Origin of the sequence: Mediterranea massiliensis (genome assembly GCF_900128475.1) — a bacterium.
Taxonomy (GTDB): domain Bacteria; phylum Bacteroidota; class Bacteroidia; order Bacteroidales; family Bacteroidaceae; genus Bacteroides; species Bacteroides massiliensis_E.
This window is the reverse complement of record NZ_LT635832.1, coordinates 62,455-84,731: the sequence shown is the minus strand read 5'-3', so window position 1 is coordinate 84,731 and position 22,277 is coordinate 62,455. Positions and strand designations below refer to the sequence as shown.

Here is a 22,277-nt window from a genome sequence, read left to right as displayed (position 1 = left end):
GTTTCGGCTGCAAAGTAAAGGCAAATCTGCGGGACGTACAATCCTCACTTATGAGGAAATCGCGGGAAAAGCATCAGATTTGGTCGGCCTCCACATAGCCGCGCATCACGGCATAGATGGTGAGGCCCGAGACAGACTTGATGCCCAGTTTTTCCGTGATGTTCTTGCGATGGCTGATGACGGTGGTCAGGCTAATGTTCAGACGGTCAGCTATCTCCTTGTTGATAAGTCCCTTGACCACCAGCACCAGTACCTCTATCTCGCGTGCCGTCAGGTCGTGCCCCGCAGGCAGGTTGGCAGGCAGGTCGGCCGGTGCGGGCAGCTTGCCGGGGTGCCCGTGCCGATGACCGTGCCCGTGCAGCTGCACGATGCTCCGCACCAGTTCCTTCTCCGACTGGCAGATGTTCAGCGTCAGCACGCCTGCCAGTTGCGGACCGGCTTCGCCCGCGGCCAGCACGATGGTCTTGGGACGCCGCGGCAGGAAGAACGCCGTATGCTCCAGATACACCTGCGACGAGATGAAGTAGTGGGCATACATGTCGGGTGTGTCGTCCATAAAGGCCGCAAACGAGGGAAACGTGCGGATGACGGCGCCGGGTATCAGCTCTTCGAGCAGGCCGCCCAGCCCCAGGCTACTCAGGGTGTTGGCATCGATGATGGCGATTTCGGGGGTAGATGTCATAAGCTGTCAAAATAAAATTTGGATATTCATCTACCTTCGCAATACTGCGCCGCAGCTTCGGCACACCGTTCGCCATCTACACCAGCCGAGACGATGCCGCCGGCATAGCCAGCCCCCTCGCCGCAGGGGAAGAGGCCGCGCAGGCGGACGTGCTGCAGGGTGTCGCGGTCGCGCACGATGCGGACGGGTGCCGACGTGCGGGTCTCCACGGCTATCATCACGGCGTCATTGGTCAGGAAGCCGCGCGCATTGCGGCCGAACTGCTGGAAGCCTTTGGCCAGACGCCCGGCGATGAACGGGGGCAGCCAGAAGTGCAGGGGCGAAGCAATCAGGCCGGGGGCGTACGACGTCTCGGGCAGATCGGCACTGAGACGGCGGTTCACGAAGTCGGCCATGCGCTGGGCGGGAGCTGTCTGCCGGCGGTTGCCCTGCTGCCAGCAGAGGCGTTCGAGATGTTCCTGGAAGGAAAGCATACTTAATGGAGAATTGAGAATGGAAAATTGAAAATGTTCATCGTTCATTTTCCATTCTCCATTCTCCATTTTCAATTGTGGGAGGTCTTCCGGCCGTATCTCCACCACCATGCCGCTGTTGCTCCAGCGCGAGCCGCGGTTGCTGGGACTCATGCCGTTCACCACAATCTGTTCGGGACCGCTGGCGGCGGGCACGATGAAGCCGCCGGGACACATGCAGAAGCTGTAGACACCACGGCCTTCGACCTGCGTGACGAAGCTGTATTCGGCAGCGGGCAGATACTTGCCGCGCCCGTTCCTGTTGTGATACTGTATCTGGTCGATGAGGTGTGCAGGATGCTCCAGACGCACACCCACAGCAATCCCCTTGGCCTCAATCTCCACACCGTTGGCAGCCAGCCAGCGGTAGACGTCGCGGGCGGAGTGGCCTGTGGCCAGGATGACGGGGCCGAGGAAGGTCTGTCCCGTATGGGTTTCGATGCCCTTCACCTCGCCGCCCTCGATGAGCAGGGCGTCCATGCGTGTCTGGAAATGCACTTCGCCGCCACACTGGAGGATGGTATTGCGCATGCTCTCGATGACGCGGGGCAGCTTGTCGGTACCGATGTGCGGATGGGCGTCCACCAGAATGGAGGGTGAGGCGCCGTGCTGGCAGAAGACGTTGAGTATCTTGTCCACATTGCCGCGCTTCTTGCTGCGGGTGTAGAGCTTGCCGTCGGAGTAGGCTCCCGCGCCGCCTTCGCCGAAGCTGTAGTTCGACTCGGGATCCACGGCCTGCGTGCGGCTGATCTGGGCCAGGTCTTTCTTGCGCTCGTGCACGTCCTTGCCGCGCTCCACCACCACGGGGCGCAGGCCCAGCTCGATGAGGCGCAGGGCGGCGAAGAGGCCTCCGGGGCCGGCCCCCACGACGATGACCTGCGGGCGGCCTTCCACGTTGGGATAGTCCGTGTGCTGATATTCGTCGTCGCGGGGCACTTCGTTGACGTAGGCCCGCACGGTGAGGTTCACGAAGACTGTCCGCTGGCGGGCGTCGATGCTCCGCTTCAGGATGCGGGTGGCGTTGAGGGTTCTCTCGTCAAGGCCTTTCTCGCGTACAAGATAGGCTTTCAATTGTTGTTCGTTGGCGGCTACCTCGGGTAGCACTCTGATTGTGTATTCGTATGTCATAAGTCCTTATCCAAATAAAGTTCTGAAAGCTTCCTCCACCTTCCTCACCGGCACCAGTTCGATGCGCAGCTTCCGCGTGTCCAGTCCCTGCAGGTTGTGCTTGGGCAGAATGAAGCGCTTGAAGCCCAGCTTCTCGGCCTCGCCGATGCGTTGTTCGATACGGTTCACGGGGCGTATCTCGCCCGAGAGCCCCACTTCGCCCGCCATACACACTTCGGCTTCGATTTCCGTATCCACGTTGCTCGACAGGATGGCGCTGATGACGGCCAGGTCGATGGCGGGGTCGTTCACCTTCAGGCCACCGGCGATGTTCAGGAAGACGTCCTTCTGCGCCAGCTTGAAGCCCACGCGCTTCTCGAGCACGGCCAGGAGCATGTTCATGCGGCGCAGGTCGAAGCCCGTGGCCGAGCGTTGCGGATTGCCGTAGACGGCGGAGCTGACCAGCGCCTGCGTCTCGATGAGGAACGGCCGCACCCCCTCGATGGCCGAAGCGATGGCCACCCCGCTCATACCTTCGTGGTCCTGGCTCAGGAGCAGTTCCGAAGGATTGCTCACCTGCCGCAGGCCGTCCTGACGCATCTCATAGATGCCCAGCTCGGCGGTGCTGCCGAAGCGGTTCTTGATGCTGCGCAGGATGCGGTACAGGTAGTGCTGGTCGCCCTCGAACTGGAGAACAGTGTCCACAATGTGCTCCAGCACCTTGGGGCCCGCGATGCTGCCTTCCTTGTTGATGTGGCCGATGAGGATGACCGCCGTATGCGTCTCCTTGGCGAAGCGCAGGATGCTGGCGGCACACTCGCGCACTTGGGCGATGCTGCCGGGCGAGGATTCGAGCGCTTCGGTCGAGATGGTCTGTATGGAGTCGATAACAACCAGGTCGGGGCGGGTGTTCTTGATGTGGACGTAGATTTGTTCGAGCGATGTCTCGCAGACAATGAGGCAATCCGACGACCGCTTCGTCAGCCGCTCGGCACGCAGCTTCAGCTGACGGGCGCTCTCCTCGCCCGAGACGTAGAGCACACGCTTCTCCGCCAGGCGCAGGACGGTCTGCAACACCAGGGTCGACTTGCCGATACCCGGCTCGCCACCGATCAGCACCAGCGAGCCCTGTACCAGCCCACCGCCCAGCACGCGGTTCAGCTCGGCGTCGTGCAGGTCGATGCGGGGTTCGTCGGCCGCCTCTATCTGGTCCAGCGTCACGGGCTTGGCCTTGGTCGGCGCGATGCCTGCCTCAGGGCGACGGGCCGCGGGCTCCTTGCGCACGATTTCCTCGACGAAGGTGTTCCACTGCCCGCACGCCGGGCATTTTCCCTGCCACTTGGGCGACTCCTGCCCGCAGTTGCTGCACACGTACACGGTCTTTTCTTTGGCCATAATCTGAAATTCTTTTTAAGATTGTGGCTTCAAAGATACTTTATTCGGCACAGAGTACACAGGGTTTCACGGAGTTTTTTTACTTTTTCAGTACACCTGTAATACGGATTTATTATGATAGACGAAATTCTGAAATTCAACAAGCGGTTCGTGGCCGAAAAAGGCTACGAGAAATACATCACCACGAAGTATCCCGACAAGAAGATAGCCATCCTGTCGTGCATGGACACTCGGCTGACCGAACTGCTGCCCGCCGCACTGGGCATCAAGAACGGTGACGTGAAGATAATAAAGAACGCGGGAGGTATCATCTCGCATCCCTTCGGGAGCGTGATCCGCAGCCTGCTGGTGGCCATCTACGAACTGGGCGTGACGGAGGTGATGGTCATCGCGCACTCCGACTGCGGAGCATGCCACATGAGCAGCGAGCAGATGATAGCCCACATGAAGGCACGGGGCATCCACCAGGAAACGATCGACATGATGCGCTTCTGCGGCGTAGACTTCGAATCGTGGCTCTACGGCTTCGGCGACACGGAAAAATCGGTACGGCAGACGGTGGACACCATCGTGAACCATCCGCTCATCCCGCACGACATACGCGTGTCGGGCTACATCATCGACTCCGTGACGGGCGAGCTGACGCCGGTGGAATAGGGATCAGACGGTGATTTCTCCGGCCAGGGGGACCGTCATCAGGCGACGCACTTCGTCGGGGCCGTAGTTGTGGCCCAGGAGGAACATCAGCTTGGTGACGGCCGACTCGGTAGTGCTGTCGTAGCCGCTCACCACGCCGGCCTGCATCAGCCAGTAGCCCGTCTCGTAGCGTTCCATCTCCACCATGCCGGCGTGGCACTGGGTGACATTGACAATGACCAGCCCCCGTCCGCAGGCATCGCGCAGCCGGCGAAGGAACCACTCCTTGCGGGGAGCGTTGCCCGAACCGTAGGTCTCGAGCACCACCGCCTTCAGTCCCTCAGTGGCCAGCAGGGAAGCCACAACGTTCTCCTGTATGCCCGGGAAGAGTTTCAGGATGGCGATGTTGGTGTCCAGCAGGTAATGGGGCTTCAGCACAGCCGCCCCCGAATGGGCATGAATCTGCACATTATTATATTTAATATGGATGCCCGCCGAAGCCAGGTTGGGATAGTTGAACGAGCGGAAGGCGTTGAAGTTCTCGGCATTCATCTTGGTGGTGCGGTTGCCGCGCATCAGGTGGTTTTCGAAGAAGATGCAGACTTCGGGCACCACGGGGCGTCCGTTGGGATGGCAGGCGGTGGCTATCTCGATGCTGGTCAGCAGGTTTTCCTTGCCGTCGGTACGGAGCACGCCGATGGGCAGCTGCGAGCCGGTCAGGATGACGGGCTTGTTGAGGTTCTCGAGCATAAAGCTCAGGGCCGAAGCGGTATAGGCCATCGTGTCGGTGCCGTGCAGGATGACGAAGCCCGTATAGCGGTCGTAGTGGTCGCTGATGATGCGCACCAGCCGTTGCCAGGCCTCCGGATCCATGTCCGACGAGTCCATCGGCGGGTCGAACTGATAGGTATCGATGCAGAAGCCGAAGTTGTGCAGCTCGGGAATGTGCTTCTGGAGCTGCTCCATGTTGAAGTTCTCCAGCGCACCCGTTTCGGGGTTTTCTATCATTCCGATAGTACCGCCGGTATATATTAGCAAAACGGAAGTATTATTGGCGGTCATTCAATGATTTATTTCGCAATTCTTATGCAAATATAGTTATATTACTTTAATATCCTGACAAAATGAAAGAAAAGTGACGCAAAATCTCCGGCTTTCCGCGTGGGGAAAACAGAAACGGGCAAAAGAGTTGACGGACATTTGTCTTGCCTTTTGAAGCTCTTTCTGCACTTTTATCGCAAAAAAGTAGGCAAAAGTGTTAGATTGAATGTTTTTATTACTATATTTGCGGCAACCTATCAAAAAGAAAACGAAGAAACTATGATTATGAACGGATACTATTTTCATACAGGGACATCCATGTGTACCATGACCCTTAGGGGTTAGGGGATAGTATTTGTGTTTCTACGTGTTACACCAATTTTTCAATCGTTTTTTCAAGTTTACCCGTTTTTCCAAACGTCTGCGCAGGCTTTCCAAAGCTTGCTCCCGACATATTGTATCACCCTTTCCATCCAAATATATACAGAGAAATGAAAGTCATGAAATTCGGCGGAACATCCGTAGGGTCCGCAAAAAGCATTTTGAACGTCAAGAAGATAGTAGAGGCCGCAGACGAGCCGGTGATTGTAGTCGTTTCGGCCTTGGGCGGCATCACAGACAAACTGATAGACACCTCGCGCAAGGCTGCGGCAGGCGACGCTTCTTACGAGGACGGTTTCCGCGAAATCGTGTCGCGCCACGTGGAAATGATCAAGGAAGTCTTTCCGGCCGGCCCCGAGCAGACGGAACTGCAGCAACAGGTGGGCGAACTGCTGAACGAGCTGAAGGACATCTTCCAGGGCATCTACCTCATCAAGGACCTGTCGCAGAAGACATCGGACACCATCGTGAGCTACGGCGAACGCATCTCGTCGATCATCGCCGCCCGGCTGACGGGAGCCGAATGGTTTGACTCACGCCAGTTCATCAAGACAGAAAAGAAGTTTTCCAAGCACGTGCTGGTCAAGGAACTGACCAACCGGCTGGTGCGCAGCACTTTCGCCAATCTGCCCCGACGCTCGCTGGTACCCGGCTTCATCGCCACCGACGTGACGACAGGCGACGTGACCAACCTGGGACGAGGCGGATCCGACTATACGGCAGCCATCATCGCCGCCGCCCTCGATGCCGACTCGCTGGAGATATGGACCGATGTGGACGGCTTCATGACCGCCGATCCGCGCGTCATCTCCACCGCCTACACCATCAACGAGCTGAGCTACGTGGAGGCTACGGAGCTGTGTAACTTCGGTGCCAAGGTGGTCTATCCGCCCACCATCTACCCCGTGTGCCACAAGAACATCCCCATCCTCATCAAGAACACCTTCAACCCCGAAGGTGCCGGCACCATCATCAAGCAAGAGGTGTCCGACCCTCAGAGCAAGGCCATCAAGGGTATCTCGTCCATCAACGACACCACGCTGATCACGGTACAGGGATTGGGTATGGTCGGTGTCATCGGTGTGAACTACCGCATTTTCAAGGCCCTGGCCAAGAACGGCATCAGCGTGTTCCTCGTGTCGCAGGCATCGTCGGAGAACTCCACGTCCATCGGTGTGCGCAATGCCGATGCCGACCTGGCCTGCGCCGTGTTGTCCGAAGAGTTTGCCAAGGAAATCGAAATGGGTGAAATTTCGCCCATCCAGGCGGAAAAGAACCTGGCCACGGTCGCTATCGTAGGAGAGAACATGAAACATACACCCGGCATCGCAGGCAAGCTGTTCGGCACGCTGGGACGCAACGGCATCAACGTGATAGCCTGTGCACAGGGTGCCTCGGAGACGAACATCTCGTTCGTGGTCGAAAGCAAGTCGCTCCGCAAATCGCTCAACGTCATCCACGACTCGTTCTTCCTTTCCGAATACCAGGTGCTCAACCTCTTCATCTGCGGCATCGGCACGGTAGGCGGAAGCCTCATCGAGCAAATCCACAGCCAGCGCCAGAAACTGATGCAGGAGAACGGCCTCCAGCTGAACGTGGTGGGCATCGCCGATGCCTCGAAAGCCCTGTTCTGCCGCGAAGGCATCGATCTGGAGCACTACCGCGAAGAGCTCAAGCAAAAGGGCATGGACAGCTCGCTGGGCGTGCTGCGCAACGAGATAATCGGTATGAACATCTTCAACTCGGTGTTTGTCGACTGTACGGCCAGCTCAGGCGTCGCCTCTCTCTACAAGGACCTGCTGCAGCACAACGTATCGGTAGTGGCGGCCAACAAGATAGCCGCCTCGTCGGAATACGAGAACTACCGCGAGCTGAAGCAGATAGCCCGTCAGCGCGGAGTGAAATACCTCTTCGAAACCAATGTGGGTGCAGGTCTGCCCATCATCAATACCATCAACGACCTTATCCATAGCGGCGACAAGATCCTGAAGATTGAGGCCGTGCTGAGCGGAACACTGAACTACATCTTCAACAAAATCAGTGCCGACGTGCCTTTCAGCCAGACCATCCGCATGGCGCAGGCCGAACGCTATTCCGAGCCCGACCCGCGCATCGACCTCAGTGGCAAGGACGTCATCCGCAAACTGGTCATCCTGGCACGCGAGGCCGGTTACCGTCTGGAGCAGGAGGATGTGGAGAAGCATCTCTTTGTGCCCGACGACTTCTTCGAAGGTTCGCTGGACGACTTCTGGAAGAAAGTTCCGACCCTCGATGCAGACTTCGAAGCCCGCCGCAAGGTGCTCGAAGCCGAGCACAAGCACTGGCGTTTCGTAGCCCGGCTGGAAAACGGCAAGGCATCGGTAGGCTTGCAGGAAGTGGGCATCGGCCATCCATTCTATGGTCTGGAGGGCAGCAACAACATCATTCTGCTTACCACCGAGCGCTACAAGGAATACCCGATGATGATCCAAGGCTATGGCGCAGGAGCCAGTGTGACGGCCGCAGGCGTCTTTGCAGACATCATGAGTATTGCAAACGTTTAATTAATGGAGAATTGAGAAATGAAACACATCATCATATTGGGCGACGGCATGGCCGACTGGCCTGTGAAGTCGCTGGGCGGCAAGACGCTGCTACAGACCGCCCGTACGCCCTACATGGACAAGCTGGCCCGCATGGGCCGTACGGGACGGCTTGTCACCGTGGCCGAAGGCTTCCACCCCGGAAGCGAAGTGGCCAATATGTCTGTCATGGGCTACAACCTGCCCAAGGTGTACGAAGGACGCGGCCCGCTGGAGGCCGCCAGCATCGGTGTCGACCTGAAGCCGGGCGAGATGGCCATGCGCTGCAACATCATCTGCATCGAAGGTGATTTGCTGAAGAACCATTCGGCAGGCCACATCACGACGCCCGAAGCCGACGTGCTGGTAAAATACCTTCAGGAGAAATTGGGGAACGAGCGGGTACACTTCTACACGGGCGTGCAGTATCGCCACCTGCTGGTCATCAAGGGCGGTGACAAGCGCATTGCCTGCACCCCGCCCCACGACGTTCCGCTAAAGCCCTACCGTCCCCTGATGGTGAAGCCCCTGCCGGGCACGGAACACATCACCCAGCCCGAAGGCGGCGCCGAGCTGACACCCGCACAGACGGCCGACTTAATCAATGATCTGATAGTACGCTCGCAGGATTTGCTCGAGAACCATCCGATCAACCTGAAGCGTAAGGCCGAAGGCAAGGACCCTGCCAACAGCATCTGGCCATGGAGCCCCGGTTATCGTCCACAGATGGAGTCGCTGGCCGAGAAATATCCTCAAATACGCAAGGGAGCTGTCATCTCGGCCGTCGACCTGATCAACGGCATCGGCTACTATGCAGGCCTGCGGAGACTGAAGGTAGAGGGTGCCACCGGCCTGTACGACACCAACTATGAGAACAAGGCCGCTGCCGCACTCGAAGCGTTGAAAACCGATGACTTCGTCTACCTGCACGTAGAAGCCAGCGACGAGGCAGGCCACGAGGGTGACGTGGACTTGAAAATACGCACCATCGAGAATCTGGACAGCCGCGCCATAGGCCCTATCTACGAGGAGGTAAAGGATTGGGAAGAGCCGGTTGCCATTGCCGTCCTGCCCGACCACCCCACTCCCTGCGAACTGCGTACGCACACGGCCGAGCCCGTACCTTTCCTCATCTGGTATCCGGGCATCGAGCCCGACGAGGTACAGACCTTCGACGAAGTAGCCGCCTGCAACGGCGTTTATGGTCTGATGAAGGAAGATGAATTTATGAATGAATTTATGAAATAACCCCAAACATCGAAACACATGAAATACTATAGTACCAACCAACAGGAACGTAACGTCAGCCTGGAAGAGGCCGTTGTCAAAGGACTGGCAGCCGATAAGGGGCTCTACATGCCCGAAGTCATCAAGGCGCTCCCGCAGAGCTTTTACGACCACATCGAGAACCTCAGCTTTCAGGAGATAGCCTGTCGTGTGGCCGACGCCTTCTTTGGTGAGGACGTACCAGCCGATACGCTGAAGCAGATTGTATGCGATACGCTGAGTTTCGACACGCCGCTGGTGCCCGTGTCAGACCACATTTATTCACTGGAGCTTTTCCACGGCCCCACACTGGCCTTCAAGGATGTGGGAGGCCGCTTCATGGCACGTCTGTTGGGCTACTTTATCCGCAAGGAGGGCAAACAGCAGGTCAACGTACTGGTAGCCACTTCGGGCGACACAGGCAGTGCGGTGGCCAACGGTTTCTTGGGTGTGGAGGGTATCCACGTCTATGTGCTCTACCCCAAAGGCAAGGTGAGTGAAATACAGGAGAAGCAGTTCACCACCCTGGGACAGAACATCACTGCCCTCGAAGTAGACGGCACTTTTGATGATTGCCAGGCGCTGGTAAAGGCCGCCTTCATGGACAAGGAACTGAATGCCCACATGCAGCTGACGAGCGCCAACTCCATCAACGTGGCACGCTTCCTGCCGCAGGCCTTCTATTACTTCTACGCCTATGCCCAGCTGAAGAAGGCCGGTAAAGCCGACAATGTCGTGGTTTGTGTACCCAGCGGAAACTTCGGCAACATCACGGCGGGGCTCTTCGGCAAGCGTATGGGGTTGCCCGTAAAACGATTCATTGCCGCCAACAACCGCAACGACATCTTCTACCAATACTTGCAGACAGGAGTCTATGCACCCCGTCCGTCGGTAGCCACCATTGCCAATGCCATGGACGTAGGTGCTCCCAGCAACTTTGCTCGTGTGCTCGACCTCTATGGCAACAACCATGCCGCCATCTGTGCCGAAATCAGCGGAGCCACCTATACCGACGAGCAGATTGCCGAAACGATGAAGCAGGTATGGCAGGCACACCATTACCTGCTCGACCCGCACGGTGCTTGTGGCTACCGAGCCCTGGCCGAAGGATTGAAGCCGGGCGAAACAGGCATCTTCCTGGAGACGGCCCATCCGGCCAAATTCAAGGATACAGTGGAAAAGATTATCGGCGAGCCTGTAGAAATCCCCGCCAAGCTACAAGCCTTCATGAAGGGTGAAAAGCAGAGCGTACCGATGTCGAAAGAATTTGCCGCATTCAAAAGCTATCTGATGAGCAAGTAAAACCAGGCTTTTGTTACAGGAAAAAGGCTGTGTCAAGAAATGCCATTAACAGGGTTCTTGATACAGCCTTTTCCTTTACCCGACAAATGAAAACCGATTACAGGTCCTTTTCGAGGTAGGTAAACGTAGTTTTTCCTATGACAAACTTTGTTCCATGATAAAGCTTCTTCCGGACGTTTGTCTTCAGCGGTTTCTTGTCGAACAGAACGCCTTCCTCCAACGCTATCAGATAGAGATTGCCATTTATCATCTTCACTTCAGCCTGTTCTGGCGTAATGGGGCTGGTGATGTCCCACGTCATTTGCAGGTCACAGTTGACCGACTTGCCAATCAATATTCTTTTCGATTGTTCAGGTGCTTTCATCCATTTATAGATTGCGATATCCATATCCTTGATAGGCCCTTCTACCCGGAGGAAGTATCGTTCGGACTTCGGACAAGTGGCCGCTACACTGATGGCAAATCCGATGCAGTAGATCATGTAGCTCAAGAGCAGGAACTCACGTGTATCGACCTGGGCGTTGAAGGAGAATGACCACAAGTACATAGACCCCAGTCCGAATATGATAGAGATGACCGCACCGATCAATGCCTTCTTTAATTTGATGTCGGTTCCATAAACCACTGCTGATGCGATGACGAGCCCGCTCAACATCCAAGGAATCCAATCGACGAGGAAGGAATTATCCTTGAAGTTCAGTGCTATGGAGATGACACATCCGATGAAGAATGACAGGTAGCTGAAAAGACCTCCAATGAGCGATCGGGCGATGATTTGTAATGTCCTTTTCCATAGCCAACGCCCGTGGCTGGTCAGAAGGCTTAATGAGAAAGTCAGGAAAAAGCCAATGTTCAAACCGTAGAATGGCAGGAACAGAAGGTGGCTGCCGTATTCTTCTACAAGCGTGGTAATTTGTGGGGAACCGGAATCTACACCAAAAATGAGGTATATGAGTTTAACCAGTAACAAATTCTCGTTGTTATGGACGTTGGCGGTAAAATTTATCCAGGCGATAAGGCCTGCAAAGGCTCCGGCTATGATCCACGCGAGGTAAAACGAAGCATTGTGTGGGTCAAACAAGTCTCTTGAGTTATAATAGTGCCGTCCTTGTTTGCAATGTCTTCCGTATTCCGGACACTGGTATTCGTTTTCGTCCCAACAGGATTTGTGAAGTATATGCCGGCATTTCGCAACGATTTCGTCACCTTCCACAAAGGGAGCTTTACAGAAATAACAGGATTGCTCAATCAGCATTCCGTTGTAACTCATGTTCTTGCCAGTGTATCGGGTTACGTATTTTCTTTTGAATAACCAATAGCTGATGCCTGGTAGAATGAATTGGAAGATCAAATAGAGCAAGAGGATGGTTATTATGCCAATTAAACAGCCTTGAAGAATGATTTGAAGCGTTGTTGCACCATTGATAATGACAGGATTGTAGATACTTCCTACATTGTAGGAAATGTAGTCGGAAGCAACCAGACTGTCGCCCGAGTAGCAGGTAATCTGGAGCTTGCGTTCCATTCCTCTGTAAATCTTATAGTCGGGATTTACATAGTTGAAGGTGTAGTCAATATAATTATTATTGAATAAATGCAGTATGTCGTTCAATTTTAGTTGTTGATTGGAGGCATTGATGTATTTACCTCCACTTTTATTACAAAGTGCTGTCAGGAAGTTTTGGGACTCTTCGTCTGCCTGGCCGGCAAGCATGTCTTGTTTTTCTCCTATGTCGTTACCCTCGTTTTCTTTTTCCAAATTGAAATAGAAGATGGGGAACGTTTGAGTCGTATCTATTTGTTGAATGATTTGGTGTTGCAGTTCAAAGTGTTTGGGGTCAATCGGTTTGTTATGGTTGTAGACCTTTCCGTCAGAGAAGACGAACATGATTTTTCGTGCGGAGGCAAGAAAGCCTGTCGATGGAGTGTTTTTGACTCTCTCGACATATTCGGAAGAATCCTTTTTGAACTCGTCTATTTTGGAGGAAAGGGCGCGATAGAGGTATTTTTCTCCTGACTCACATTTGAAATAGTTGTTCATGACATAATCTGTCGCAATCATGGTTGGAGTCACTTCGCCATTTTTCATAAAGGCTACATGAAGGTGATCCAGCGCAAAGAGTTTTGCCAGATTTCTGATAATCTGATTTTGTTGATTGATTGCAGTGGAATCCAATGTCAGGTCAATCAGGAAAAGTGCATCTAATTTTAGCTCGTTAATTTCTTTCAGCTTGAGGTTTTCATAACTTTCCAGTTGGGGCTGGGTTTTCGGATCGTAGGCGTTGTTTTTTAAAAATTCTTTTGTCTCGAAATGAATGCTGTCGGCGCTGGTGCTCAGCAACATTGCCGTGAGGGTGTCGTTTATCTCTACGTTCAGATGAAAGCGTTTGTAGTCTGGCTCAAATTCTATTTTAGTGATGTTGATGTTCAAATCTTGCTTGGACGCATTGTTGATGATGTTAAATTGATTGCAGCCCGACAAGGCGAGGAGTAACATTAACAGAAGCGATATGATGTGGCGGCTTTTCATTGTTGTGGATTATTTTCGGATTATAAATTTCATTAGATAGTCGGATAGTCATTATTGTCTTTGTCCATCATTTCTCGGAGTTTCTTTGCGTTCTCTCGTGCCTGCTTGAGCACTTTCAGTTTGGCTTGCAACATGTTGAGGAACAATAAAATCATAGCTACTGCGGCCAGGCTATATAAATAGTCTTTTATTCGCTGTAGCCAAGGCTTGTATTCCAAGGCTTGTATTTTATCGGATATATTTTTCAGTTCGATGTACTTTTCTTCTATCGATTGGAAACGGGGAAGGAGGTCCTTGAACTCCTCCGACAGGTTCTTGGCAATGTCATAGTGACTTTGAATTTCTGAGAACAACAATTGTTCTTTCCCTTTCACCTTTTCAAGTTCAGCAGCCAATGTTTTGAGCAGTGAATATTCGACTGCCGTTTTATAGAGTTTGGCATAAGTACTGTCTTGTGTCTGAAAAAAGACTTCTGCATCTGCGAAATTTTTTTGTGCATCGAAGAAGTGTTTTTGAATGGCAATCGAGTCCAGCAAGTTCTGTTTGGTCAGTTGATAGTCGGCAACAATCTGCAGTAGGGAGTCGTCTTCGGCTATTTCAATCTGCCTCGATTGGTAATAGGTATTCCATTTGGCGTCGATTGTTGTCACTTTCTGGCTGGCTTCCGTAAGCTGTTCATTCGATGTATATTGTCCAACCCTGGCGGAAATATCTTTGAGTTCCTGATAAAAGCTGAGCATGCGGCTTTCTATTTCCAGCAGATGCATCTCGTCAACAAAACTGTTTGATTCATCCTGCCCCCAGATTTGGGCGCAGGAGAAAATCATTCCGATGCATAGGCAGAACAGTAACCGTATGTGATGTCTCAATTCTTTCATACGCGTTATTTCTTTTGGCAGGTTTGGCGGAAATAAGCTTTGGCTTTATTGAAAATGTTAAGAGCTGCCTGCTGGTCGTGGTTGATTTCTGTCGCTCGTTGTACATGCGCTTCAATCAGGGTTATAGCTTGTTTGCATGCAGTTTCCAGGTCTTTTTTCTCAATCTCGTCTGAACTCAATAACCATTTGTTGGTGTTGTTGTCAATTTGTCTGGCTGTTGCCAGAATGAAGTCGGCACTGAGGTCAAACATCGTGCTCTGTTTTTCTTTTATGACTTGGAATTTACATTGCATCTTTTGGATAGCATCCACATAGCCGTTGTAGGCTTCTATGCTCGATTGGATATCTGGGCAGGCATTTGTTTCTTCCTTTTTGGGGTATTGTTTCAGTAAGAGCGCTTTCATTTCATTGAATATCTCTTCACTTTCAGGTCCCTTCAGGTTGGAGTGCAGGCCGAATTTTTGGTCAAGTGTGGCATATCCCTCTTTGATGCTTTTGACCAGGTTTGCAGCAGCCTCTATCTCCTCTTCTTTTCCGAAACAAGGATCTCTTTTGATAGAAATGTTGTATTTGCGGTTCAAGTCCGTTTGGGAAAAAAGGTCGTATTTAATCTTCTTTCGACTTGTTCGTTCGCTCATGACGAGTATATCTCTTAGCGTGATAGATACATCGGCCATTTCATGAAGAATGTCGAATGTTTGTTCAATGTAGTCGTTCACCATCTTGTATTCGGTCGGCTGTGGCTGAAGCCCCTCATACTCAATCCACTGCCTGAAGATGTGCTTTCTTTTGGGTTTGATGGATTTTCTCAAGGGTTTCATCATCTTATATCTCGCTTTTTCATCCGATTCCACCACATAAGGTAGCCTGTTGGGCCTAAGCTTATGAAAGCGTACTACATGCGAATAGCGTACATCGCTTTGGAAAACAAACAGTTTCCGATAGGATATCAGGTGAACAGTAAGGCTGTTTTTCGGCTCGTTGAAACTAATCTTTACCAGAAGATCCATGTCGGTTGTTCCCGGTAGAAGTGAGATGTGATCTACGTATGGGGCATTTCCAGCCACTTCTATTTGCTTGACTGTTTGTGCTTTCAGGTTACAGCTGAAGCACAATAGGATGAGAACATATATGACATTATTCAGGGATTTCATGTTTCAGCATTTAAATGTATGGACAAAAATACGAATTTAAATTGAAAATACTTATTCTATTGCCTTATTTTAAAGCGGGTTGCTGATCGAAATAAACCCATCCTTGAGGCTCTCCTTGTTTGATTACCCATTCTGCCACTTTCAAGTCTTCCGGATAGGGAGGTTCTTGAATGGCATGATAACGGTCATAAGTCAGATAGTGTCCAATTCGCTCTACACACCAAGCCAGGCTGGAGTAAGTGTCAGGACTATTCAGGCATACCCTTCCCGCAAAATCTCCGAAATATCGTATGTTGGGATGCCATGGATGAGGGATTGTTTGGCCTTCTTTATCGTAAGCCAAGAAATAAAATTCGGCAGGTGCGTCCACGCAAGGATAATTCTCGGGCAGGTAGATACGCATGAGAAAGGTTGAAGCGAAAATGGGTTTGTTGACTATACCTGGCTCGTTCAACCGTTCAAGTTGTTCTACACTGCAAATGGAGCGGATATGGTAGGTTATCAGATACATTGTGGGCAGGCCTTGCTCATTACGTCTGATAACTTGATACTCCATTTCATTTCGTCGTTCAAGGGCACGATCCAGTTGGCTCCATTCATGGAGCAGTCTCCGATTTCTTCCATTCAATTGTTGAGAAGAGTACCCTTGCCAATTCATGGGATATGTTCGCATACTGAATTTTGTTAGGGTGTATGATTCTTTATCCGGGGAAGGGATCAGGAATTAGAAAAACAGTATCCCCATTGTTGACGTTGTAATCCGCCAATGTCTGGTCTGTTTTTCCTATCCTAGGCCTGAGTACGCGTGTTTCGTGAGTCGCTGTGTCCTCTTTCCCGAAGAAATAGTCTAAAGGGGCCCCTGTCGGGTCTATCGATGGAAAATCGAAGATAAGCCGTCCGTCTTTCCCGATGGCATGACGCAAATTATTCATCAGGGTACTCAAGGGAGCCTGTGGGTTCATGATACGGAACCTTACTTTTTTGTCTTTATATACGATGTCTAAAAAAAAATCTTCCATTGTTACGTCTTTGTTTGATTGCAAAAATAATAAATTAAGAGTTCTCAATAGTTCTACTTATCAGGATTTTTCCCAATCGCCTTCCTAACTGATCTCGATGCTTACTTGAACCGGCAGGATGTTGGTGCTTCGTACTTCAATCATTTTTTGCAACAACATTTCGGTCATCGGTATTTTCTCCAGAAAATTTCGTTTGATGTAGGGATCGTTTTTCAAGGATATGTAAACCTGAGTCTCCAGTCCGCAATGGTAGCGTTCTGTGTGGCGGTTGTTTCTGACCCTTATGCCTGTTATCATGTCGTTTGTGATGCCAAAGCGCGTACCCAGCTCGTTATAGCATAAGATCTTGATATCGGCTGGTGTCACAATTCGGTCGTTGGTGGTCAGGTAGTAGCGCGCGAGCAGGTTTTCAGCATCCATATTCTGCACCTCGTCAAAGCCAGGCATAGGTTCGGCAACCAGTTTGACATCTGCGAAGAAACCATTTGCCAGGATATTGAAACGGCTTTTGTTGTTCAATAAGCCATTGACGGCACTACCGTTAGTGACCAGATAGTCTATATGGAGACTTTTGTCTTTGGGACGGGAACCGTTGTCGTTCTTGAACATCAGATAGAGAGACGGTGTATAAATGTTCGGGGTCTTGGCCAGTCCTTCCGACATCTTTTTCAACAAAGAGTAGAAGCTGTCCATGAAGTTCCCTTCCCGGAGGGTGTCGATGCCCTGGAAAGCATAGTAATCGGAGGAGAAGCGGTTGATGAGCGTGCTAGCCAATTTGACCAGATGTTCGGGATTGAACCGACTGGCTGTCATCTTACGGATTTCAATGGGTTCCTCTTTGAACATCTGTGTATCTGCAGGTCGGATCAGGTGCAGGAATTGCCAGTATGTTGAAAAATCGTTCGCCCCGTTTAGGCGCGTGATGGGAGAACTGGACGAAAGATTGGCAGATGCTATGGAGGCATTGGCCAGGATGGTACAGTTCAAAGACAACAGTTCCTTGTCAAACAAGAACTGGTCGTCAATGCCAAAGAATTCGAAAACCAGTTCCAATCTTTCGTTTGATAGGGATGTGGCCGACGGAGTCTTGTAAGTATCTATTGCAAATAGCCGTACGTTCTGTCTCGCAAAAAGGTCAAACCAGATGTGGCGTGGTTGGAAAATGGGTGATTCATTGTAGAGCAGGTTTTCCAGCGAGAAGCAACTGTCCAAGGGCAAATCGGCGTAATCACACGGCTTGATAAGCGGAAGCGGGTGCCCGTTGGCAAAAACCTTCAAATCTTGGAAATGAGGATTGCCGATTAGGAAGGTCATGCCAGACAGGTTGTTGACCGGTTCCTTGAATTGCAGACCCACTTTCCAGCGGCGGTTGTCCATACGGACTATCGAGGATATTTTGCAGTTGAACACCCGTGTACTGAGAAGTGGAATAAATGTGAACGATGTGCCCTGAAGGGAAAAGACCGTTCGGTGGTCCAGTGTCTGGATTGAGATGCTTTCACTGGGTGTCACTTCTACGGCAGCCGTTGCTGGGAGTGCGTGAGTCCGTTCGTAGGGAACGAGCATTTGTTCCAGCTCATAAAGAATTTCGGCCTTGAGCTGTTCGATTTCGTTGTCGATTTCGTTAGCCTGATAGGCCAGTGCTGTCAGAAACAGGGAGAATACCGGATCTTGCTCAATGCCTTCCAGGTGTTCGCTGTTGGTGCTTTGTTCCCAAACAGCAATGGCTTCTTTGATGATTTCTTTTGCCCTTTGGCGTGTATTGAATATCGTCTGTTTCATTTCTGTCTCATTTAAGTTATGGTCAGGACGTTTCTTGAAGAAAGTTAGTTCCAGAGGTTGATGCTGGTTGTGTACTTGTAGGATTCATTGGTCTCCACAAGCATGCCTTCAACGACAATTTGAATCATTTTCTGGTTTTTAAGGTATGTCATGGAAACGGAAACTTCAGTCAGCCTTTTCTCGTATTGTTCGATGGTTTTTTTCAGGTCTACCGCAAATGTATTGAGGTTTTTGGAGTTTCCCGAAACCTTCTTGTCGTAAAGTTTCGAGTTTGAGTTGTCCTGTGGCGATGAATCATAAATGACCCCCTCCTTCTCGTTGAAGATCTCGAATTTCAGGTTGTTGAATATAAATCCGAATTCTGGATCTGCCCCACAGCCTCCACACGGTGTGCTCAGCAGCAGTTCGATGAACGCGTCGATGGCCATTTGCGACGTGGAAGCGTAGGCCAGACGTCCGTTTGTTACTTGCAAAGGTAGTAAAACGTTCATGACATACTTTTAAATTAATGGTGTGAATTCATCCTCTTCTTTTTCTACTGGGACATATAGAGCATTGTACAGGCTTTCATACAGATTCTTGTACAGGCTTTCGTACAGTTCTTCCGACAATTCTCCCGACAACAGGTCATGCAGTTCAGTCTTGAGTTGTTGGGTGATGTAGTCGGTCAGGCGGACAGTCAGGTCTTCGGAAATTTCGGCATAGAGTTTGGCCTTAAGTTCAGTGTAAAGTTGTTCGTACAGTTCAGGGCGCAATTGTTCGTACAATTCCGCCTTGATTTGTGCTTTCAGCTCGTCAAAGTCAATGGAGTGGTCTTCCAGGACTACTTTGTCGAGGGTGCCTGCCGCGTTATGCAGATAGCCGTCCAACCAGTCCAGCCAGTTTGCGATGTCATATCCCGAATAAGCCGGTATGGTTACAGGTATCTCGGCGTTTGGCGTAACGATATAGTAGTCTATAGCTTGGGCTATTTCGTAGGTCAGTTGGATGAAAGGGCGCGTCCTGCCTTGAGTATCATAACTCTTTAACAGATAGGCATAGCGTTGGAAAGCACGTTTCCCTTCTCCTGATTCCAGGTTCGGATGTTCGGCCAGTAAGCTGACTTGCTTTGTGAGTTGCTCCAGATACGGTTGGAAGCGATTGTCAGACGATAGATATAGACAAGGAGGAATGTAAGATTCGTCGATGGAAAAGATACCGTCGCTGACTTTGAATTTCATGACTGGGAAAAGGTCTGTCCCCTCCAGTTCGCTCAGGGAATAGATGCCGTATGTATATTCCGGCCGTACAAAGGGGACCTCCTTTACGTCGAATTCCACTTCCTTTTCGCCGAAACCGCAGGCCAGGTAGTATTCGTTGCCATACACCAGCGGGACGGTCACTACAACCTTTTCATCGATGTGCAGGATTTTTCCGGAGGGAAGTAGAGCCATGCAAGCCAGGTGGTCTATTTCCAGTTTGTTGCGGACGAAACCACCTTGCCTGTCGAATTCGGTGAAAGGTATGAGGCCGAATTCATTTCCATTGACGGCTCGGGTTGCCGCTTGTTGTCTGTGGCGCAGGTTCTCGTCCAGTTCCAAAAAAGTTTGGGCGGAGATTGCCATGCCGGCTTTCCAATCTATTCTTGAGTTGATATTCATAATGGGTTCCTGTTAGTGTCAATATGATGAGTTGATATCTCGGTATTGTAGTCCAGTGTCAGGGCGTTACCCAGGGCAAAACGCTCATGGTGTTTGATGGCAATGGAACAATGCGTGTCGAAAGGTATGAACCATTCGCGAATAAAGTCGGCAAACGGATCTACGGCCGCTTTTAACTCGTTGTATGCCTCAGTTGTCAGGTCTGGGACAATCAGATCATAGGTGATGGCGGGTTGTGAATAGCCGATGCTTTCATCCCACGTATATCGGCCGGTCGTCATCTCTACAGGGCAGTCGAACAAGCTTTTCAGCAGGGTTCGCAAAAAATCGAAATCAGCGCGCAGGTGGCTGATGAGGAGAAGCAGCGGAGCTGTTTTTCGGATGTATGGATTTTCTTCCTTCTCCAGGTCGTAGCCGAAATAGTGTTTGAGCAGCAGGGCCAGTTTCCCGTCCGACAGTTGTGAAGCTTCTTTCTCAATGTGGAGTCGAAATCTGAAGTTCTGGGTGTCTACAGGCTTGAAGAGATCTTTCAGAAGTTCCTCTTTCTTTTTGAGTTGTTCGTATTTCTGTTCGAAGTCCTTTCCTTTCAGGGCATTGTCGGGAGCGATAACTCCTTGGGGGAGCAACCGCAGGAAACCGTCGCGAGCCAGGCGTACCGTCCGTTTGTCCTCTTCAAGCGACAGGATGTCCGGGCTGTAGTTCCGATAGAATGCGCCGGCGCATTCCGCTTGCCACTGGTCTGTGTGGTCAGGGAAGAGGTAATTCAAGAGAAATTCCGCACTGATATCAAATGGTTTTGTCTCGTTCATCATGCCTGTCTGTTTTGATATAAGAAGGTTGAGTAATTTCGTTCGTCGACCAGCTCTACGTAGCGGCTGCCGTTTTCTGTCCGCACATGCAGGACGCTCCACGGCGGAATGCCAATCTGTGACAGTGTCAGGTCCCGATAGGGAAAATCCCTGTCGACAGTTTTTATCTCATGTTGGTAAAGGGCGTGGAAAGGAAGCTGGCGTAAGGTGGGCTCTTCTTCCAGAAAGCGGGCAATGGCATAGTCGGGAAGCAGGACGGTCACTTTTTGCTCGTCTTTCCGTACGGTCAGGTAATCCACGAAGCAGTGGTCCCTGAGTACGATTTCCACGTCCCGGCATCCCAATTGTCCGGCCAGGCTGTCCAGTACCTCGCCAATCGGCCTGTCGGTCGTGAGTTTTACTTTTTCTATTGGTCCCCATCGCTCGTGCACGGGGCATTCCTCGTCGTAACCCGTAAAGTCTGCAATACGCGCGGCCAGGTGTTGACCTTCGTAGTAGAACATCTTTCCGCATAGCGAGGCCAGTTCTCCGCTGGCCAGTTCATCAGGGTGTAGCAGTTTGATGGCTTCCTGTGCTTCTACGGCACCGATGACGGAAGCGATGACCGGCGTGGTCGGCACACGGTTCGCCTGTTCATTTCGTCGAATGGCCGTACTGCATGACAAACGGTACGACATGTCCCTCAGCGCTTCAGGCCCCAAATTGCAAGCATAGCAATTCTTGCCGGGCATAAACACCCTTGCCGTTCCTTCCAGCCCGTCTATGCCGCCGTCCACCCAAGGTACCCCGGCACGCATACACAAGCGGTTCAGGCAATAGCGAGCCCAACGGTTATCCACGCAGCCCACAACGACATCCATCTGACGTAGCAGGCCCAGCCCGACATCGTGGCAGATGTCGCTCTCGAGTGGCAGCACTTGAATGGAAGGATTGATCTCACGAATGCGCTTTGCCGCTACGGCCGCTTTGGGACGACGGGCTTCGGCATCTGCCCGACTGAAGAGGATGGAGCGGGTCAGGTTCGATGGTTCGATGGTGTCGAAGTCTACAACGACCACGTGACCAACGCCGAATAGAGCCAAGTTCTTCAGCACCTCGTTGCCAAGAGCACCGCAACCCACTACCATCACATTGGCTCGGTCTACCCGCTCCTGCTTGAACCAGGAGAGCAGCGGAAATACATCCGCGCCCCATGTGGGAGCTAAGGTCGGTATCGGGTCGTTTTCTTTCATTTTCATTGCAAGATGCTTTCAGTTGTTTGGCTGCTCAAATATAGCAAATATTCGGGAAAGCCCCCAAACGAATGGAATAATTTTTGGATGAAAGCCTGTAAAAGCTTCCTTTCACGCTCCTATTTCCGTTTCCCTTTGTGAAATTCACCGTAATGCGGTGTATATTAGTGGTTTCTTGTGAAACATGCGGTGGACGGTGTTCGCCTCCGCATGAGGGTCGTTGCCTTCACTTGATAAAGTATCGTTTGCTTTCACGTGAAACCGGGATGTTTCACTACAATTCTCTCTTCTACAGACGATTACCATCGTTGTGAAACGTTGAAGGAATAAACGGAGAAAATATTTGCCTA

Annotated in this window: 18 protein-coding genes; 4 read left to right on the top strand and 14 right to left on the bottom strand. The window is 51.6% G+C overall.

The features are described 5' to 3' along the window. Positions 1–73: 73 nt before the first annotated feature. From BQ7483_RS00525 to radA, 3 genes are read right to left on the bottom strand one after another with little or no spacing between them, the layout of a single operon-like run. On the bottom strand, positions 74–682 hold the full coding sequence (locus BQ7483_RS00525; RefSeq protein WP_022020294.1) for a response regulator transcription factor: 609 nt from the start codon (positions 680–682) through the stop codon (positions 74–76). A 26-nt stretch (positions 683–708) separates the two neighbouring features. After that, positions 709–2,322: an NAD(P)/FAD-dependent oxidoreductase gene (locus BQ7483_RS00520; protein WP_072544450.1), complete on the bottom strand. Its 1,614-nt coding sequence runs from the start codon at positions 2,320–2,322 to the stop codon at positions 709–711. 6 nt (positions 2,323–2,328) lie between these two features. Further along, a complete protein-coding gene (gene radA, locus BQ7483_RS00515; RefSeq protein ID WP_072544449.1) occupies positions 2,329–3,696 on the bottom strand; it encodes a DNA repair protein RadA in 1,368 nt (455 codons plus the stop codon). Between the two features lie 114 nt (positions 3,697–3,810). On the opposite strand from radA, the gene BQ7483_RS00510 reads away from it, so the two are divergent. Beyond that, positions 3,811–4,353: a beta-class carbonic anhydrase gene (locus BQ7483_RS00510; protein WP_022020297.1), complete on the top strand. Its 543-nt coding sequence runs from the start codon at positions 3,811–3,813 to the stop codon at positions 4,351–4,353. Between the two features lie 3 nt (positions 4,354–4,356). Here BQ7483_RS00510 and BQ7483_RS00505 read toward each other — a convergent pair whose 3' ends face one another. Beyond that, positions 4,357–5,394 carry an asparaginase gene (locus BQ7483_RS00505; protein WP_072544448.1) on the bottom strand — a complete coding sequence of 346 codons (1,038 nt, stop codon included), beginning with the start codon at positions 5,392–5,394 and terminating at the stop codon, positions 4,357–4,359. 470 nt (positions 5,395–5,864) lie between these two features. Between BQ7483_RS00505 and thrA the strand changes: the two genes are divergently transcribed. Genes thrA through thrC form a run of 3 tightly spaced genes read left to right on the top strand, consistent with a single transcriptional unit; the run spans position 5,865 to position 10,883 of the window. Further along, on the top strand, positions 5,865–8,297 hold the full coding sequence (thrA, locus tag BQ7483_RS00500) for a bifunctional aspartate kinase/homoserine dehydrogenase I (protein ID WP_072544447.1): 2,433 nt from the start codon (positions 5,865–5,867) through the stop codon (positions 8,295–8,297). Between the two features lie 18 nt (positions 8,298–8,315). Further along, positions 8,316–9,563 carry a cofactor-independent phosphoglycerate mutase gene (locus tag BQ7483_RS00495; protein WP_022020300.1) on the top strand — a complete coding sequence of 416 codons (1,248 nt, stop codon included), beginning with the start codon at positions 8,316–8,318 and terminating at the stop codon, positions 9,561–9,563. Between the two features lie 18 nt (positions 9,564–9,581). Next, a complete protein-coding gene (gene thrC, locus BQ7483_RS00490) occupies positions 9,582–10,883 on the top strand; it encodes a threonine synthase (RefSeq protein ID WP_022020301.1) in 1,302 nt (433 codons plus the stop codon). Positions 10,884–10,980: 97 nt separating this feature from the next. On the opposite strand, the gene BQ7483_RS00485 is transcribed toward thrC, so the two are convergent. The 10 genes from BQ7483_RS00485 to BQ7483_RS00440 all read right to left on the bottom strand — a co-directional run bounded on the left by BQ7483_RS00485 (position 10,981) and on the right by BQ7483_RS00440 (position 21,933). Continuing rightward, positions 10,981–13,413 carry an E3 ubiquitin protein ligase gene (locus tag BQ7483_RS00485; RefSeq protein WP_139247485.1) on the bottom strand — a complete coding sequence of 811 codons (2,433 nt, stop codon included), beginning with the start codon at positions 13,411–13,413 and terminating at the stop codon, positions 10,981–10,983. Between the two features lie 32 nt (positions 13,414–13,445). Then, on the bottom strand, positions 13,446–14,291 hold the full coding sequence (locus BQ7483_RS00480; RefSeq protein ID WP_139247484.1) for a hypothetical protein: 846 nt from the start codon (positions 14,289–14,291) through the stop codon (positions 13,446–13,448). A 5-nt stretch (positions 14,292–14,296) separates the two neighbouring features. Further along, positions 14,297–15,301, bottom strand: a complete 1,005-nt coding sequence (locus BQ7483_RS00475; protein WP_139247483.1) for a hypothetical protein — start codon at positions 15,299–15,301, stop codon at positions 14,297–14,299. A 208-nt stretch (positions 15,302–15,509) separates the two neighbouring features. Beyond that, positions 15,510–16,001, bottom strand: a complete 492-nt coding sequence (locus tag BQ7483_RS00470; RefSeq protein ID WP_139247482.1) for a ubiquitin-conjugating enzyme family protein — start codon at positions 15,999–16,001, stop codon at positions 15,510–15,512. Between the two features lie 145 nt (positions 16,002–16,146). Beyond that, positions 16,147–16,464 carry a hypothetical protein gene (locus BQ7483_RS00465; RefSeq protein WP_139247481.1) on the bottom strand — a complete coding sequence of 106 codons (318 nt, stop codon included), beginning with the start codon at positions 16,462–16,464 and terminating at the stop codon, positions 16,147–16,149. A gap of 84 nt (positions 16,465–16,548) precedes the next feature. Further along, positions 16,549–18,246, bottom strand: a complete 1,698-nt coding sequence (locus tag BQ7483_RS00460; protein ID WP_072544441.1) for a hypothetical protein — start codon at positions 18,244–18,246, stop codon at positions 16,549–16,551. 44 nt (positions 18,247–18,290) lie between these two features. Further along, on the bottom strand, positions 18,291–18,737 hold the full coding sequence (locus BQ7483_RS00455; protein ID WP_139247480.1) for a GPW/gp25 family protein: 447 nt from the start codon (positions 18,735–18,737) through the stop codon (positions 18,291–18,293). A gap of 9 nt (positions 18,738–18,746) precedes the next feature. Continuing rightward, complete coding sequence (locus BQ7483_RS00450; RefSeq protein WP_139247479.1) at positions 18,747–19,886, bottom strand: hypothetical protein; 1,140 nt, start codon at positions 19,884–19,886, stop codon at positions 18,747–18,749. Next, complete coding sequence (locus BQ7483_RS00445; protein ID WP_072544438.1) at positions 19,883–20,698, bottom strand: hypothetical protein; 816 nt, start codon at positions 20,696–20,698, stop codon at positions 19,883–19,885. The genes BQ7483_RS00450 and BQ7483_RS00445 overlap by 4 nt, the downstream gene beginning before the upstream one ends. After that, positions 20,695–21,933, bottom strand: a complete 1,239-nt coding sequence (locus BQ7483_RS00440; RefSeq protein ID WP_072544437.1) for a HesA/MoeB/ThiF family protein — start codon at positions 21,931–21,933, stop codon at positions 20,695–20,697. Before BQ7483_RS00440 ends, BQ7483_RS00445 begins: the two co-directional genes overlap by 4 nt. Positions 21,934–22,277 lie beyond the last annotated feature (344 nt).